This window comes from Bifidobacterium sp. UBA4282, from assembly GCF_002394995.1.
Taxonomy (GTDB): Bacteria; Actinomycetota; Actinomycetes; order Actinomycetales; family Bifidobacteriaceae; genus Bifidobacterium; species Bifidobacterium pullorum_B.
The window spans coordinates 1-15,447 of record NZ_DGVO01000038.1 but is presented as its reverse complement, the minus strand read 5'-3'; the positions used below and the strand labels follow the sequence as shown (position 1 = coordinate 15,447).

The 15,447-nt window shown below is 65.7% G+C and carries 13 protein-coding genes and 1 pseudogene; 6 read left to right on the top strand and 8 right to left on the bottom strand.

Translation table 11 applies throughout. The features are described 5' to 3' along the window. Nucleotides 1-36: 36 nt before the first annotated feature. Nucleotides 37-2,742: an ATP-dependent helicase gene (locus tag B4C31_RS05800; RefSeq protein ID WP_291531702.1), complete on the bottom strand. Its 2,706-nt coding sequence runs from the start codon at nucleotides 2,740-2,742 to the stop codon at nucleotides 37-39. Between the two features lie 157 nt (nucleotides 2,743-2,899). On the opposite strand from B4C31_RS05800, the gene B4C31_RS05795 reads away from it, so the two are divergent. Further along, entirely contained in the window at nucleotides 2,900-3,481 is a 582-nt protein-coding gene (locus B4C31_RS05795) for a xanthine phosphoribosyltransferase (protein WP_291531701.1), read from the top strand. A gap of 81 nt (nucleotides 3,482-3,562) precedes the next feature. Next, nucleotides 3,563-4,912 carry a nucleobase:cation symporter-2 family protein gene (locus B4C31_RS05790; RefSeq protein ID WP_291531700.1) on the top strand — a complete coding sequence of 450 codons (1,350 nt, stop codon included), beginning with the start codon at nucleotides 3,563-3,565 and terminating at the stop codon, nucleotides 4,910-4,912. 11 nt (nucleotides 4,913-4,923) lie between these two features. On the opposite strand, the gene B4C31_RS05785 is transcribed toward B4C31_RS05790, so the two are convergent. The 4 genes from B4C31_RS05785 to B4C31_RS05770 form a co-directional block, all read right to left on the bottom strand. Then, on the bottom strand, nucleotides 4,924-6,324 hold the full coding sequence (locus tag B4C31_RS05785; protein ID WP_291531713.1) for an MATE family efflux transporter: 1,401 nt from the start codon (nucleotides 6,322-6,324) through the stop codon (nucleotides 4,924-4,926). 129 nt (nucleotides 6,325-6,453) lie between these two features. Then, a complete protein-coding gene (locus B4C31_RS05780) occupies nucleotides 6,454-7,764 on the bottom strand; it encodes an ABC transporter permease (protein WP_291531699.1) in 1,311 nt (436 codons plus the stop codon). Then, nucleotides 7,751-8,938 carry an ABC transporter permease gene (locus tag B4C31_RS05775; RefSeq protein WP_291531698.1) on the bottom strand — a complete coding sequence of 396 codons (1,188 nt, stop codon included), beginning with the start codon at nucleotides 8,936-8,938 and terminating at the stop codon, nucleotides 7,751-7,753. Before B4C31_RS05775 ends, B4C31_RS05780 begins: the two co-directional genes overlap by 14 nt. A gap of 12 nt (nucleotides 8,939-8,950) precedes the next feature. Beyond that, nucleotides 8,951-9,901 (bottom strand): ABC transporter ATP-binding protein, encoded by a 951-nt coding sequence (locus tag B4C31_RS05770; protein ID WP_291531697.1) that lies wholly within the window; start codon nucleotides 9,899-9,901, stop codon nucleotides 8,951-8,953. Nucleotides 9,902-10,040: 139 nt separating this feature from the next. Between B4C31_RS05770 and B4C31_RS05765 the strand changes: the two genes are divergently transcribed. Next, nucleotides 10,041-11,252 (top strand): sensor histidine kinase, encoded by a 1,212-nt coding sequence (locus tag B4C31_RS05765; protein ID WP_291531696.1) that lies wholly within the window; start codon nucleotides 10,041-10,043, stop codon nucleotides 11,250-11,252. Further along, entirely contained in the window at nucleotides 11,249-11,890 is a 642-nt protein-coding gene (locus tag B4C31_RS05760; RefSeq protein ID WP_291531695.1) for a response regulator transcription factor, read from the top strand. Before B4C31_RS05765 ends, B4C31_RS05760 begins: the two co-directional genes overlap by 4 nt. A gap of 2 nt (nucleotides 11,891-11,892) precedes the next feature. On the opposite strand, the gene B4C31_RS05755 is transcribed toward B4C31_RS05760, so the two are convergent. The 3 genes from B4C31_RS05755 to B4C31_RS05745 all read right to left on the bottom strand — a co-directional run bounded on the left by B4C31_RS05755 (nucleotide 11,893) and on the right by B4C31_RS05745 (nucleotide 14,181). Beyond that, nucleotides 11,893-12,516: a DUF47 domain-containing protein gene (locus B4C31_RS05755; protein WP_291531694.1), complete on the bottom strand. Its 624-nt coding sequence runs from the start codon at nucleotides 12,514-12,516 to the stop codon at nucleotides 11,893-11,895. Nucleotides 12,517-12,534: 18 nt separating this feature from the next. After that, nucleotides 12,535-13,587 carry an inorganic phosphate transporter gene (locus B4C31_RS05750; protein WP_291531693.1) on the bottom strand — a complete coding sequence of 351 codons (1,053 nt, stop codon included), beginning with the start codon at nucleotides 13,585-13,587 and terminating at the stop codon, nucleotides 12,535-12,537. Between the two features lie 84 nt (nucleotides 13,588-13,671). Then, the gene (locus B4C31_RS05745) at nucleotides 13,672-14,181 is read right to left on the bottom strand and encodes a hypothetical protein (protein ID WP_291531692.1); all 510 of its coding nucleotides are present in this window, start codon (nucleotides 14,179-14,181) and stop codon (nucleotides 13,672-13,674) included. 284 nt (nucleotides 14,182-14,465) lie between these two features. On the opposite strand from B4C31_RS05745, the gene B4C31_RS05740 reads away from it, so the two are divergent. Then, complete coding sequence (locus tag B4C31_RS05740) at nucleotides 14,466-14,867, top strand: hypothetical protein (protein WP_291531691.1); 402 nt, start codon at nucleotides 14,466-14,468, stop codon at nucleotides 14,865-14,867. 96 nt (nucleotides 14,868-14,963) lie between these two features. Further along, nucleotides 14,964-15,447, top strand: a pseudogene (locus B4C31_RS05735) (IS3 family transposase); the annotation flags it as partial.

Sequence of the window (15,447 nt, the reverse complement as noted above, 5' to 3'; positions counted from 1 at the left end):
CCCGCCAAGGGCGCGAAGGCTCCGGAGAGAAACTCGTCAGAGTTTCTCGATCGGAGCCACCGCCAGCATCAGGCGCTTGACGCCATCGGACCCGAAATCCACGGTGATCACCGACTTGGGACCCTTGTCCTGCAGATCCACGACGGTGCCCAGGCCGAATTTGTCATGCGTGATCCTGTCGCCGATCTGGAAATCCGAGATCGACAGCCCGTTGCCGCTCGCCGCCGACCCGGCATTCGGCCTCGACTTGGAGGCCGCCGACGGCGCGATGCGGCGGGTCGTCACCTTGCCGCTGCGGCCCGAGCCGGAGGAGCCGGAGCCGTAGGTGGCGCGGGACCCCGCCGACCCATACGAGGAGCGCGATCCGGACCGCGACGAGCGCGAACCGTACGAGGAGCCGGATGATCCCGAGGAACCGTATGACCTGCCCGACCCGTACCCGGACCGGGAACCGTAGGACGAGCCGCCATGCGAACCGTAGGACGAGCCGTAGGACGATCCGTATCCCCGCGACGAGCCGCCGCGCGAACCGTACGAGGAACCGGAGCCGTACGTCGACCCCGCTCCTCCGAAACTGACCCCGCCGAAATCGTCGTCGTCCCACCCGCCGAACTCGTCGTCGCCGAACCCGCCGGCGGACCATCCGCCGCGCATGCGCTCCATGCCGGCTTCGCGGCGCTTCCAATCGATCAGCTGGTCGGGGATCTCGTCGAGGAACTGGCTGGGCATCATCTCGGCGGCCTGGCCCCACTGGGCGCGCACCGCGGCGCGTGTGACGTACAGGCGCCGTTGCGCGCGCGTGATGCCCACGTAGGCCAGACGCCGCTCCTCCGCCAGCTCGCTGGTGTCCTCCAGCGAGCGCGAATGCGGGAACGTGCCCTGTTCCAGTCCGGTCAGGAACACCACCGGATACTCCAGGCCCTTGGCCGTATGCAGGGTCATCAATGTCACCGAGCCGGAATCCTCCCCGTCCATCGGCAGCTGGTCGGAATCGGCCACCAGCGCCGTGGTCTCCAAGAACCCCGCCAGCGTGGCGTCCGGGGTCTTCTGCTCGTATTCGGCCGCCACGGACTGCAACTGAGAGAGATTCTCGACGCGGGAGGCATCCTGGGGGTCCTCCGAACGTTGCAGTTCCTCCAGCAGGCCGGACTTGGAGAGCACTTCGGCCACGATCTCGGAGGGCTTGCTGTTGTGCGCATCGGCGAATTCGCGCAATGCCGTCATCAGGTCGCGGAACGCCTTGAGCTGCGTGGCCGTGCGGGTGGGGGCGCCGAGCTCGTCCACATGGAGCACGCCGTCGAAGAAGGTGGTAGCGTGCGTGTCGGCGTACATGGTGACCAGTGATTCGGCGCGGGGGCCCAGCCCGCGCTTGGGCACGTTGAGGATGCGGCGCATGTTCACGTCGTCCGCCGGGTTGACGATGGCCTGCAGGTAGGCGATGGCGTCCTTGACCTCCCGGCGCTCGTAGAACCGTGTGCCGCCGATGAGCTGGTAGGGCAGTCCGGCGTTGATCAGCGCCTCCTCCAGCGAGCGCGATTGCGCGTTGGCCCGATACATGATGGCCATGTCGGAGTAGGCGATGCCGTGTTCGGCGTGCAGCCGTGCGATTTCGGAGGCGATCCACGCCGCCTCCTGCTGGGCGTTGTCCGCGGCGTAGCCGACGATCGGCTCGCCCTTGCCCAACGCAGTCCACAGCTTCTTGGGCTTGCGGCCCTCGTTGTGGGCGATGACCGCGTTCGCCGCGTCCAAGATGGTCTGCGTCGAACGGTAGTTCTGTTCGAGCATGATGGTCTTGGCGTTCGGGAAATCCTGCTCGAAGTCCTGGATGTTGCGGATGTCCGCGCCGCGGAACGCGTAGATCGACTGGTCGGAGTCGCCGACGACGGTGATCCAGGCCGGCCCCTGCCGTCCGGCTGCCACGGCGTCCGGTTGGGGCCGCTCCCCCGCGTCCACGCCGGCCAGCTCCCGCACGAGCACGTACTGCGCGTGGTTGGTGTCCTGGTACTCGTCGACGAGGATGTAGCGGAACTTGTGCCGGTAGTATTCGGCGACCATCGGGCAGCCGCGCAGCAGTTCGACGGTGCGCACGATCAGGTCGTCGAAGTCCACGGCGTTCGCCATGGCGAGCCGGTGCTGGTATTCGGCGTAGACGACCGCGTACAGCTCCTCCACGTTGCCGAACCGGCCGAGCTGGTAGCCCTTCTGGCCCGGCTTGTAGTCGGCCGCGTAGGTGTTCAGCTGCTCCCGCCACCCCTGCAGGTTGTTCTTGTAATCGGAGATGCGCGCCAGGATGGAGCGGGGCGTGTAGCGTTTGAGGTCGATGTTCAGATCGGCGCCGATGAGTTTGACCAGGCGCTCGCAGTCGGCGGTGTCATATATGGAGAATCCGGATTTCAGCCCGATCTGCTCGCCGTCGCGCCGCAGGATGCGCACACAGGCGGAGTGGAAGGTGGACACCCACATGCGTTGGGCCACCGGCCCGATCAGCCCGGTCAGGCGTTCGCGCATCTCGGCGGCGGCCTTGTTGGTGAACGTGATGGCCAGGATCTGGCTGGGCCAGGCGCCGAACTGGGTGAGGATCCAGGCGATGCGGCGCGTCAGCACGCGGGTTTTGCCGGAGCCCGCGCCGGCGCCGATGAGCAGCGCCTGCCCGCGGTACTGCACGGCCTCGGCCTGCTGCGGGTTCAGGTCGCCGATGAGATCGGCGGCGGCACGCACGATGAGATCCGGATCCTGTGGCACGCTGGCCCCTTTCCTTCAAGAATCGATCGAGTCCGATACGTCGGGTATCGGCGCATTCATGTCTACCACATCGTTCGGTCAGGTGACACACGTAAGCTGGACGCTTATACGCGCATCAGCACGTTGTCGGCAGCATTCAGCGCAAAGGATGAGAAGCATGAAGGAACTCGAGGAACGTATCCGCAGGGAAGGCACCGTCAAGCCGGGCAATGTGCTCAAGGTCGACGCCTTCCTGAACCATCAGTGCGACGTGGCGTTGTACGACGCCATGGGCAGGGCCTGGGCCGAGCATTTCGCCGGGCGCACGATCACAAAGATCCTCACCATCGAGGCCTCCGGCATCGGCATGGCCTGCGTGGCCGCCCGCCATTTCGGCGACGTGCCGGTGGTGTTCGCCAAGAAGGCGCAGTCGATCAACCTGGACGGCGACCAGTATGTGTCCACCGTGTATTCGTTCACCAAGCAGCGCGAGTTCCCCGTCATCGTGTCCAGGAAGTATCTGGGCCCCGAGGACCACGTCCTGCTCATCGACGATTTCCTCGCCAACGGCAAGGCGCTGCGCGGCCTGATCGATATCTGCGAGCATGCCGGCGCCGCCGTCGAGGGCATCGGCATCGCCGTCGAAAAAGGCTTCCAGGGCGGCGGCGACAAGCTGCGCGAGGAGGGTTACGACGTGGACTCGCTGGCGATCGTGGAATCGATGGATCCGCAGACCGGTTCGATCGAATTCCGTCACTGATCGTAGACACGGTCGTGCGACGTCGATCGCCCGTCCGATGAAGAGATAAGCACGCGGCACGGCGTGCGGAAGGAACACCGAATGAGTGAGAAGAAGAGCAGTAAGGCTTCGGGTATTTCGTTCGAGGCGCTCAGCAGTCTGGATGCGCCGGTATCGTTCTGGCGCGGAATACCGTTTGGATTGCAGCATGTCATGGCCATGTTCGTGGCCAATCTGGCGCCGATTTTCATCGTCGCTTCCGCCGCGAACATGACGCCGGAGCAGTCGGCCACCGTCATTCAGGCCGGTCTGCTGACCGCAGGTCTGGGCACATGCCTGCAATTGTACGGTGCATGGATGATCGGCTCCCGTCTGCCGATGGTGACGGGCATCTCGTTCACCTATGTGGCGGCCGCCGTGGCGATCTGCGCGGACAAGGGATACGGCGCCGTGGTCGGTGCTGTGCTGGTCGGCGGCCTGCTGGAGCTGGTCCTGGGTCTGACCGCCAAATATTGGCGTCGGTTCGTCCCACCGATCGTCTCGGCCATTGTGGTCACATCGATCGGTTTCTCGCTGCTGACCGTGGGCGCCGAAAGTTTCGGCGGTGGCTCCGGTGCCGAGGATTTCGGCAGCTGGCAGAACCTGACGCTGGGCCTGATCTCGCTGGTCGCCTGTCTGGCGTTCCAGCTGCTGATGAAGGGCACGGCCAAGCAGCTTTCGGTACTGTTCGGTCTGGTGGTCGGCTATGTGGTCGCCATCATCATGGGCAAGGTGGATTTCTCCGGTTTCTCCGATCTTCAGATTGTGTCCGTGCCACGGTTCATGCCATTCGATGTCGAGTTCGACCCGGGTGCGATCATCTCGCTGGGCCTGCTGTACGTGGTCTCCTCCGTGGAGGTGCTGGGAGACACGGCCGCACTGACGAAGGTGGGTCTGAACCGACTGCCCACCGAGCGCGAGACGGCGGGCGCGATCGCCGGCGACGGCCTGATCTCCTCGGTCTCCGGCCTGTTCGGCTGCCTGCCGCTGACCAGCTTCGCCCAGAACATCGGCCTGGTGGCCATGACCAAGGTGGTCAACCGCAAGGTGATCCTCTCCGGAGGTCTGATCCTGATCCTGGCCAGCTTCGTGCCGGCCATCGCCGAGGTGTTCAACTCGATGCCGCAGGCCGTGCTCGGCGGCTGCACGATCATGATGTTCGGCAACATCATCCTCTCCGGGTTCCAGATGATCGCCGAGGCGGGCTTCACCCAGCGCAACATCGCCATCGCGGCGCTGAGCCTGACGATCGGCATCGGCTTCACGCAGGTGAGCGACATCTTCGTGCACTTCCCCGCCCTGTTCCAACAGATCTTCGCCTCGAACTGCATTGCGGTGGCCTTCGTCGTCGCGCTGATCCTCAGCCTGGTCCTGCCGAGCGAGGAGCATTTCCTGGCCGCCAGGGAGGACTGATTCACGGTCAGCTATGAGGCTTTCCTGACGGTCGACGACAACGACGTGGCGACGGACCGCGCCAGCGTGTCGGCGGGATTGCCTTCCGCGGCCTTCAGCCCCCACAGCATACGCAGCTGGATCGGCACCGTGATCGCGAACGTCAGCAGGTCGGAGATCGGCTGGGCCATCTGGATGCCCAGCAGCGCCGGCAGGCCGAACACCGGCAGGATCGCCGGCAGCAGCCAGACCAGCGGCACCAGGAACAGCCCCTGACGGGCCACGCCCAGGATCGAGGCCGCCAACGTCCTGCCCATGGTCTGCTGGCTCATATTCGACATCATGTTGAACCCGTTCATCCACAGCGTGCAGCACTGCAGCCGCAACGCCACCTCACCGATCCGGATCACGTCGGGGTCGGCCCGGAACAGGCCGACCATTTCGGGGGCGAACAGCGCGAACACCACGGTCGCGCAGACCAGGATCGCCGTCTCCACGCGCACGCCGAACCAGAATCCGCGGCGGACGCGGGCAAACAGACCGGCACCGTAGTTATAGCCGCACACCGGCTGGAACCCCTGCCCGAAACCGACGATCATCGAGTTGGCGGTCAGCGCGATGCGGTTGACGATCGCCATGGCCGCGATCGCCGCATCGCCGAACGGGTTCGCGGCCAGATTCACGCAGGTCACGGCCACCGACCCCACGCCGTTGCGCAGCAGCGACGGCAGTCCCCCGCCGATCATCTCCCGGATGAGCAGCATATCCGGCTGGAACCATCGCGGGGACAGCCGGACCACGCCCACCTTGACGCACATCACGGTCAGGATCGTGAAGCTGATGGTCTGGCAGATCGCGGTGGCCAGGCCCGCGCCGAAGATGCCCAGACCGGCGCCGAAGATCAGCGCCGGGGCCAGAGCGATGTTCAGGATCGCCCCGGTGACCAGACCGATCATCGAATAGGCGGACAACCCCTGGAAGCGCAGCAGGCCGTTCATCGTGAACGCACCGGTGACGCAGGGCGTGGCGACCAGCAGCGGCGTCAGATACTGCACCGCATAGGGTGCGATGGTGTCGGTGGCGCCCAGGCCGCGCACCAGCGGATGCAGGACCAGCAGCCCCAGCACGCCCAGCAGTACGCCGAAGCCCACCGATCCGAAGAAGGCGACCGACAGCAGTCTTGAGGCGCGTTCCTCGTTGCGTTTGCCGAGCTCTCGCGACAGCGAGTTGCCGCCGCCCTGGCCGAAGAAGAAGCCGATGGCCTGCATGATGGTCATCACCGAGAAGGCCACGCCCACGGCGCCGGACTGCGAGGTGCCGAGCCGGCCGATGAACCAGGTGTCGGCCATGTTGTAGGTCACGGTGACGAGATTCGAGACGATGGCCGGCACGGCCAGACGCAGGATCAGCGGTTCCAACGGGGATTGCGTCATCTGGACGTATTTCGCGTCCGCCTTGGCATGGACGTCCGATGATACCGCAGCCGTTCCGTGTCCTCTACTCACGCCCGCATTCTATCATCGCGGCCGGCGACGCGGCCCGGAACCGTCCATCGATCGCACTCAGCCGACGGCCAGCTCGGTGGTCCTCTCCGCGGTATCCGAGCGCGGCCGGCGTGCCCGGATGGCGCCCACGGCCAAACCCACGCAGGTGAAGGCGGCCGCATACATCAGCACCAGGCCGGTCGATGACGTCCACGCCCCCACGTCCGTGCCGGAGGCAGCATACTCCCCCAGTCCCAGCGCCGCGCTCAGCGCGTCGCCGTACCACCAGCCGGGCAGCAGATGGCCGAGCACCAGCATGGCGTCCGGCATCAGCGAGGCGGGGAACCAGGCGCCGCCGGTGAAGGCGACCACCAGCGAGAACACGTTCGCGAACCCGTTCGCCGCCTCCTCGGACACGCCGCACTGCCCCAGCGCGAATCCCAACGCCACGGCCATCAGCGCGTACATCAGCACCGTCACCGCGCACAGCGCGAAGGACTCCGGCGCGATCGAGGCGTCCGTGCCCAACGGCAGCATCAGCAGCGCCGACAACGCCAGGTAATAGGCCGACGCGATGACTCCGAGCAGCAGGCAGGCCAGGAACACGCCCATCCCCCGCCGAGAGGGATGCTCCGCCGACGCAGCCAGCCTGCGCCGGACCCGACCCGCGTTGAACACACCGGCCACCAGCGCCACGGTCACGGTCATCGATGCCGTAATCGGATACCCGCCGAATCTCATCGACACACCGAACATCGACGCCCCGGTGCGGGAGTCGCCGGCCGTTCCCGTCTGCGCCACGGCGATGCCGTCGCGCCCGTTGGCCTGCGCCTCGTCCATCACCCGTTGCACGCTGTGCGCCAGCAGCGCTCCGTCGGCGTCCGCGCCGACTCCCGCATGCACCAGCCGCGCGCGGTATTCCGATCGGAGCGACGACAGCAGCCCTTCCATCTGCATCCTCGCCATCGCCCCCACGCCGGAGGTGTAGCTGGTCACGGTTCGCACCGCCGGCACGTCGCCGCCCGTGCGGACCGCCTCGGCGAACCGTGCGGCGTAACCCTCCGGCACGATGATGATCAGGTCCACATAGTTCGTGGCCACGGCGTCCTGCAACGCGCGCTCGGTATCGTCGAGCGCAATCAGATCGCAACCGGCGGAGAGTCCCTCGCGCAATCCCTGCGCGATGCCAGCCTCACCGCCGTCGCGGTCCACCACGGCGACCGTGGCCCTATCGGACTCGTAGACGCCGGCGGACGCCGCATCCTGCTGCGCGCCGGCCACCGAGCCGGACATCAGGACGATCATCATCAGGCTCAGTCCGAACAGGTAGACGAGCAGATAGGCGCGATGCCGCCAGATGACCCGCAATGCGGCTTTAAAGGTGTTCATAGCGTTGCCTCCTCAACATCAGCGCCGCAATGGCCAGGAACACGATGCTCATCCCCGCCAGCAGCGCGGCCGTGCGGACGAAGGGCCGCAGGCTGTCGTAGTACAGGATGTCATGGAACAGCTGGGAGACCTGCCGGACGGGGTTGATGTCCGCCAGCAGCGGCAGCTCCCGCTGGATCATGTCGCCCAGCTGCATGGCCGTCTGGCCGTAGAGCCCGGCGAACAGCGACAGCAGGCATGTCATGCCGGTGGAGATGCCCACCTTCGAGCCCACGCCCAGTTTCGGCAACGCGCCGATCAGCGAGCCCAGCGACGACGCCATGAACGTGGCCACGCCGATGCCGAGGAACGCGAACGGTTCACGCCCGGCCACGCCCACCGCGAACACGTATCGGATGACGACGAACGACAGGCTCATGCAGCATGCGGACACCAGCCAGGCGGCCAGGAACCCCGCCGTCAGTATGCGCCACTTCGGCAGCGGCGCCAGGCAGCGGCGCGCGCCGAGGGTGGACAGGTTCGGCTGGGATTCGCTGATGGCGCCGATGGCCAGGGTCATGGTCATCAGACAGGCCATGCCCAGCAGTGCGAACTGGTAGCGCACGGGTTCGTCCGGGGCCGTGCGGGTGAGCCGGATCTCCTCGCTCAACCCCGCGGTGGCCCCCAGCTGCCCGGTGAAGGAGTCGTCCAGAAAGGCTTCGGGAGCGTACCGCCCCACCGCCTCCCCCAGCTGCGCCGTGTCGTTGTACCGCGCCACGGCATCCGAGATGATGCTGAGGGTTATGCCCGCGGCCCCGTCCGATTCGGCCGAGGTCGCGGCCGAATCGCTGATGACGAACGCCAGTTCGCCGTCCCGCGCGGCCAGATAGCCCACCGCGCGACCCTCACGCAGGTCAGCGAGCGCCGAGTCCGCGTCCGGCACCTGCGTGGCCTTGAGCACGGCCGTGTCGGCGTCCTGCAGGGCTTCCACGAGGTCCTGCGCGCCCATCAGGCCGTCCCATGCGTCGTCATGCACGATGTCTATGGGCTGGGCCTCGATGCTGTAGCTGCTCTCGATGTTCTGGAACATGGCGTGGAACATGGTGGCCAGGATGATCGGGAAGGCGAGCGCCCAGAAGATCATGGCAGGCCGGTGCAGCATGGTTTTGATCTGAGCGATGAATGTGGTGAGCATCGTCCGCTCCTTTCAGTCGCGCAGCGCCGTGCCGGTCAGTTCGAGGAACACGTCGTTCAGGCTCGGCGGACGCGAGGTCAGGTGTCCGATGTTGGTGCCGGATCGCTCCAGCACGCCGAGTATGTCGATGAGGTTGGTCTCGCCGCGCCGGCAGCGGATGTCCAGCTGCTGGCCGTCGTAGGTGGCCGCGATGACCGCGGGCAGGGCGTCGACCTGCTCTAGGGTGGCCGGGGTGAGGTCCAGGGTCTGGACGGTGATGCGCTCGCCGGCGTCGATCATGAGTTTCAGTTCCTCGGCGGTGCCGAGCGCCAGATGCCGGCCGTGGTCCATGATGAGGATGCGGTCGCAGATCTGCTCGACCTCCTCCATGTAGTGGCTGGTGTACACGACGGTGGTGCCGCGGTCGCGCAGGGTCATGATGCCCTCCAGGATGGCGTTGCGGCTTTGCGGGTCCACGGCCACGGTGGGCTCGTCGAAGAAGATGAGGTCGGGCCTGTGCGCTATGCCGCAGGCGATGTTGAGCCTGCGCAGCAGACCGCCGGAGAGCTTGCCCGGACGGAACCGCCGGTATTCGTCGAGTCCTACGAAGGCGATGGCCTCGTCGACCATGGGGGTTCGGGTGCGTCCATCGGGCACGTACAGGGAGCAGAAATAGTCGATGTTCTCCTCGACGGTCAGCTCGTAGAAGACGGCGACCTCCTGCGGCACGACGCCGATGCGTCGTTTGAGTGCATAGCTGGTGGGCGTCATCGGCGATCCGAAGACGCCCACCTGCCCGGCGTCGTAGGTCAGCAGCGCCAGGATGCAGTTGATGGCGGTGGTTTTGCCCGAACCGTTCGGGCCAAGCAGGCCGAAGATCTCCCCCTGTCTGACGTCCAGGTCGAAGTAGTCGAGGGCGAGCACGTCGCCGTACCGTTTGACCAGCCCATGAACGCTGACCGCGGGTGGAACGGATGTGGTCATCGCTGCCTCCTGTCTTGTGTAGGTATCTCCATGATGCAGGATGCCGGCGGGGCCTGCATGGTGAGACACGTCATCGTTTCCGCCCGGATCGTGACGAATGTCACCATGCCCGTCCCCGAAGTCACGGTATGGTGGAGACATGCGCACACTCCTCGACAAGGCCGCGATGTTCGCCTTGTGCCTGATCCTGCATATCACCCTCACCGGCGATATGCGGCCGGGTTCGGTCGTGGCGCTGCTGGCCGCGGTCTGCTGCACATCGCTGTGCGACTGGCTGCCGGCTGCACGGCTTCGTCCCCTGATGCCGGGCTGCTACGCGGTTATGGCTTGCCTGTCCGCCGAATTCCTCTGGTTCCTGCCGACAATCGCCTATGACGCCATGCGTCTGCGGCCCCTCGGCTTCGTACGGGCCGGCGCATCGCCCGTCCGCGGGAGCGGTGCGGACGGGCCGCCGCGTTGGATGATGGCCGTGTCGTGCTGGCTGTGGGTCGCGCCGTTGGCGATGCGCCTGTTCGGATTGGGTGCCGACCGCGGGCAGGCCGGGCCGGATTCGTATCTCATCGTCGTTGTTGCGGCGGTGGGTGCGCTGCTCGGGGAATCCGAGAGGCGCTGCGACGCGCTTGACGCCGGCAGGACCCGGATCGAGGATGAGTCCCGGGACATGCTGCGCCGCTACCGGATCCGGCTCGCCGACGGCAGCGAGGAACGCGCCGCGGCCATCCATACGGCCACCGTCAACGAACGCACGCGCATCGCCCGCGATATCCATGACAACGTCGGCCATCTGCTCACCCGCGCCATCATGCAGGCCGAGGCGGGACGGCTGGTGGCCGAGGCCGGCGGCGCGCACGATGCCGCCCGTGGGTTCGCGCAGATCCACGATACGGCGGACCAGGCGATGACGATGATCCGCCGTTCCGTCCACGATCTGGAGGATGACGGCACGGATTTCGCCGCGCAGATCCATGCCGCGGCGCACGCGTTCGACGGTGCGGCGGATTTCGACGTTCGGCTGCGCAACGATATCAGGACGGCGCCCGCGCCGGTTGCACGGTGCCTGTCCGCGGTGATCCGCGAGGCCGTGTCGAATGTGGCCCATCACAGCGACGCTGCGCAGGTATCGGTGCTGTTGCGCGAGTTCCCCGCCTTCTGGCAGCTGACCGTGCAGGATGACGGAGGCCGCATGCCGCACGCCGCGGCCGCCGCTCCGCGTGGCATGGGGCTGGCCGATATCGAGGCCCGTGTCAGGGCGTTGGGAGGCACGGCGCTGTGCGGACCGTTCAACGACGGATGGCGCGTCTTCGCATCGATTCCCAAAACACCATGGACCGCCGAGGGAGGACGCGCATGAAAACCGCCATCGTGGATGACGACCCCATCGTCTGCCAGTCGCTGGCCACCATCCTCTCCGCCACCGGGGCGGCCGAGGTGCTCTGGACGGCGAACAACGGAACCGACGCCGTGGAACGCTATCGATCCGGCCCGCACCACCGGCCGGACGTGCTGCTGCTCGATATTCAGATGCCCGGCGTGAGCGGATTGGACACGGCCCGGCGCATCCTGGCGTTCGACCACGCCGCGCGCATCCTGTTCCTGACCACGTTCTCGGACCGGGCCTATATCGACGAGGCCATCGCCATCGGCGCCCGTGGATACCTTATCAAGCAGGACGTGTCCGCCGTCGCCCCCGCCTTGCAGGCCGTGATGGCGGGGCAGGTCGTGCTCGGCGCCGAGGTGCTCGGCAAGCTGACGGCGGAACGGCCCCACCGCCACGACGGCGACGTGCCCAGCGATCCGTTCCCGGACCTGAGCGACCGCGAGCGGGACATCGCCGCGCTGGTCGCGCAGGGACTCGACAACCGGGACATCGCGGCATGTCTGTGCCTGTCGGAGGGCACCGTGCGCAACCGCATCAGCGGAATCCTGGACAAGCTCGGCATGACCAACCGCACGCAGCTGGCCATCGCTTGGCTCAAGGGTGAGCGGTAGGCTCAGCTGTTCTTCATCACCACGTTGTCGATGACATCGGCCACCTTCTCGCAGGCGTCGGCGCACTCCTCCAGCTGCGTGTACACCTCATGCCAGGCGAACACGCGCAGCGGATCGTTCTCGGCGGTGTGCAGCGTGCGCAACGCATCCACGAACATCGTATCCGCCTCCTGCTCGATGTGGTTGATCGTGAACACACGCTCACGCAGGGTTTTCGACCGCTTGAACCGGCGCATCTCGGCGACCAGGTCCTTCATCTGGCCCACCTCCTCGACCACCTTGTCGAGGGTGACGAGCGCATCGGGGCGGATCTCGCGCACGTTATCGTAGTACAGCCGATGCAGCACGCCTTCGATCTCATCGACCACGCTGTCCAGATAGTCGCTGAGCAGCGCGATATCCTCGCGGTCGATCGGGGTGATGAACGCGGTGACCAGCTCGTCGACCAACGCGTGACGCACCTCGTCGGCCGCCTGCTCGATGGCGTGCATCTGCCCCATGCGCTCCTGGAGCGTATCCGGGTCGTAATGGCGCATGACGTCCGCCAGCAGCTGCACGGCCTGACAGGCGTATTCGGCGCTCCTGTCAAAAGAGTCGAAATAGAACGCGTCGTTCTTTCTTGCCATGTGAAGCAGTTCCTTCCGTTAGAAGATGAACATGAACAGTTTGGCCATGATGTAACTGATGATGCCGCAGCCGGGGAATGTGAACACCCAGGTGAGCATCATGTCCTTGACCACGCCGAAGTTGATGGCGGACAGACGCTTGACCGCGCCGACGCCCATGATGGCGCTGGTCTTGGTGTGCGTGGTGGACACGGGGATGCCGAGCATCGTCATCAGCAGCAGACACAACGCGCTCGACAGGTCGGCGGAGAAACCCTGAAACTTCTCCAGCTTGACCATGTCCTGGCCGACCGACTTGATGATGCGCTCGCCGCCCACCGAGGTGCCCAGGCCCATGATGACGCTGCACAGCAGCATCAGCCACACCGGGATCACCACGCCGGCCACGCTGGACTGCCCGTTGCAGAACGCCATGCCCAGGAACAGCACGCCGATGAACTTCTGGCCATCCTGTGCGCCGTGCATGAAGCTCATCGAGGCGGCGCCCACGATCTGCGCGTATTTGAAGAACCCGTTGGTGCGGCGGCGGTCCATGCCGGAGCAGATCACCGTGACCAGCTTGCAGACGACCCAGCCCATCGCGAAGCCGATGGCCAGGCTGGCCACCAGACCGTACAGCACTTTGACCCACTCGTCCATGTTGATGCCGCCGATGCCGCTCTGGATGGCGATGGCCGCACCGGACAGGCCGGCGATCAGACTATGGCTTTCCGAGGTGGGGATGCCGAACAGCGAAGCGATCACGCTGTAGACGACGATGGAGAACAGCGCGGCGCACAGGGCGATCAGCGCCTCATGCGTGTTGCCGCCGAAATCCACCATGTTGCTGATGGTGGAGGCCACCGAGGCGTTCAGCTGGGTCATGATGAACACACCCAGGAAATTGAAGACCGCGGCCATGATGACCGCGGAGCGTACACGCATGCAGCGCGTGGTCACACAGGTGGCGATGGCATTGGGGGCGTCGGTCCAACCGTTGACGAAGATGACGCCGAGCGTAAGCAACGTAGTCACCATCAGTGCGGGGTTGGAGAGGACCTGTTGGATGAAGGTCGTGAATGATACGTCCAACGGACTCGCCACCTTCTTTACTCAGTTTTCAACAATGAACACCTTGAGTTTACCTGATGTTCACCGAAGAGTCGTGCAGCGTGGCTACGTAGCGTTTCGTAGGCTCTCGCGGGGCGATGTCATACAGGCGTTCCTTTCCGCCCGTTCCGCGTGCGGCAAGTAGGTGGTAAGAAACACATCCAGCTCGCCGACCCCCGCCAAAGCCCCACGCAACGTCACGCTGCGTGCGGCCGTATGGATGGTAAGCCTGCGCACCACGCCGGCGGACCCGCACTCATTGCAACACCATAGTTCGCCGTCCATGCCGTAACAACGAATATCGCAGTCCACATCGAACTCCGGCCATTGCGCGCAAATCATCTCGGCGACCGGATAGTTCAGCCCGTCCTGCGGATCGAGCGCGACGAAAGGCCCCGAAGCATGCTTCGACACACTGACCTCGCCGACGCAGGCACGGAAGACGTCCACCAACCGGCCGGGCATCCGGAGGAAGCGTCCCGGCAGAGTCACATCGAAATCCTCCGACAGCTCCGCCAGATCCTCGCCCGAGAACTCGACCGTCAGGCACGTGCCGGCAAGCTCAATGATCCTCATGGTGTCCCCTGCCGCATCCCATGACGTCGGGCCGGACCGACACCATATCCGGCGTGCGTCCGGAACGCCTCGTCCCCGTACATCTGCACACCTCCGGTGAACTCCCGCGGCATCCTTACCGCCCTGTCATCGTGCCGTACGCCTTCCATAATAGATCGACCCTGCCAGAACGGCGACGCCCGACGATAATGCGGACGATGACCCGGTGGCTATAATCGAGGCACCGAAGCATCACGATTCCGGACCGTGGATCGTGCAGACCCGCCATCGGAACGGAGGTTGCCATGAATATCGCGCATCTCGACGCACTGCCGGGACTCCGCACCGACATCGACGCCGAGTTGGGCGACGATGAGAAGGTGGTCTTCACCGCCAGGCTCTCCTGCTTCGGAACGGAGACGAATCAGTTTCTGGGAGGGCACTCATCCAGGTTGTATCTGACGAACCGTCGAATCATCGCCGACAACACCGTGGGATTGTGGTCCGTCGACCTGGTTGAGGATGTGGCGGACTGCGAAATCGTCGAACGAGGCATTCCCTTCCTCAAATCCACCGTAGTCCGCGTAGGCCTTAACCGGACAGTCGCCTATGGCGACGGACACGCGACGCTGCAGGGATTCCGCTTCTACCTCAAAGGCAAGGACGGCGAGCGCTTCGCGGCCCTCATGAACGGGATCCTCGGCTGACCGCATCGGCGACTTTCAGCGTCCTGTCACGACACATGCCATCGCCGCGTCGCATTCGCGCTGCCGTCTACAACATCACTGAATCCGTTCACGACCGCGCGTCACGAGGCTCCGGCTCGCGACATCATGCAGATCCACTCGGACTTCTTCATGGCCGTGTACGGGTACAGGAAGATGCACGCCCGGCTGCTGGCGCGGGGATGGACCGGGATCGGCCGCGACCAGGTCGCCGATCATGCGCGAACCGGGCATCAGGGGCGTGCGCCGCGGACGCACGCCCGTGACCACGCGTCCCGCCAAGGGCACGGGCGGCAGGCCCGACCTCGTGGAGCGCAGGTTCCGGGCGTGCGCGCCGAACCGGCTGCACGTGGCCGACATCACCTACGCGCGCATGGCCGACGGCCGGTTCGCGTATACGGCGTTCGTCACCGACGTGTACGCGCGCCGCATCGTCGGATGGGCGTGCGCCACGGGCATGGGCACGCGGGAACCGCCCCTGCAGGCGTTGGAGCAGGCGATCTCCCGGGCGTCGAGGCACGGCGGCACGCAGGGACTCGTGCGCCACGGCGATCACGGTGCG

What these genes read in the sequence shown, in the direction of transcription:
- B4C31_RS05780 (WP_291531699.1), bottom strand. Translation starts at nt 7,764, where the DNA reads ATGAACACCTTTAAAGCCGCATTGCGGGTCATCTGGCGGCATCGCGCC.
- B4C31_RS05790 (WP_291531700.1), top strand. Translation starts at nt 3,563, where the DNA reads ATGAGTGAGAAGAAGAGCAGTAAGGCTTCGGGTATTTCGTTCGAGGCG.
- B4C31_RS05765 (WP_291531696.1), top strand. Translation starts at nt 10,041, where the DNA reads ATGCGCACACTCCTCGACAAGGCCGCGATGTTCGCCTTGTGCCTGATC.
- B4C31_RS05740 (WP_291531691.1), top strand. Translation starts at nt 14,466, where the DNA reads ATGAATATCGCGCATCTCGACGCACTGCCGGGACTCCGCACCGACATC.
- B4C31_RS05785 (WP_291531713.1), bottom strand. Translation starts at nt 6,324, where the DNA reads ATGACGCAATCCCCGTTGGAACCGCTGATCCTGCGTCTGGCCGTGCCG.
- B4C31_RS05760 (WP_291531695.1), top strand. Translation starts at nt 11,249, where the DNA reads ATGAAAACCGCCATCGTGGATGACGACCCCATCGTCTGCCAGTCGCTG.
- B4C31_RS05745 (WP_291531692.1), bottom strand. Translation starts at nt 14,181, where the DNA reads ATGAGGATCATTGAGCTTGCCGGCACGTGCCTGACGGTCGAGTTCTCG.
- B4C31_RS05775 (WP_291531698.1), bottom strand. Translation starts at nt 8,938, where the DNA reads ATGCTCACCACATTCATCGCTCAGATCAAAACCATGCTGCACCGGCCT.
- B4C31_RS05770 (WP_291531697.1), bottom strand. Translation starts at nt 9,901, where the DNA reads ATGACCACATCCGTTCCACCCGCGGTCAGCGTTCATGGGCTGGTCAAA.
- B4C31_RS05755 (WP_291531694.1), bottom strand. Translation starts at nt 12,516, where the DNA reads ATGGCAAGAAAGAACGACGCGTTCTATTTCGACTCTTTTGACAGGAGC.
- B4C31_RS05795 (WP_291531701.1), top strand. Translation starts at nt 2,900, where the DNA reads ATGAAGGAACTCGAGGAACGTATCCGCAGGGAAGGCACCGTCAAGCCG.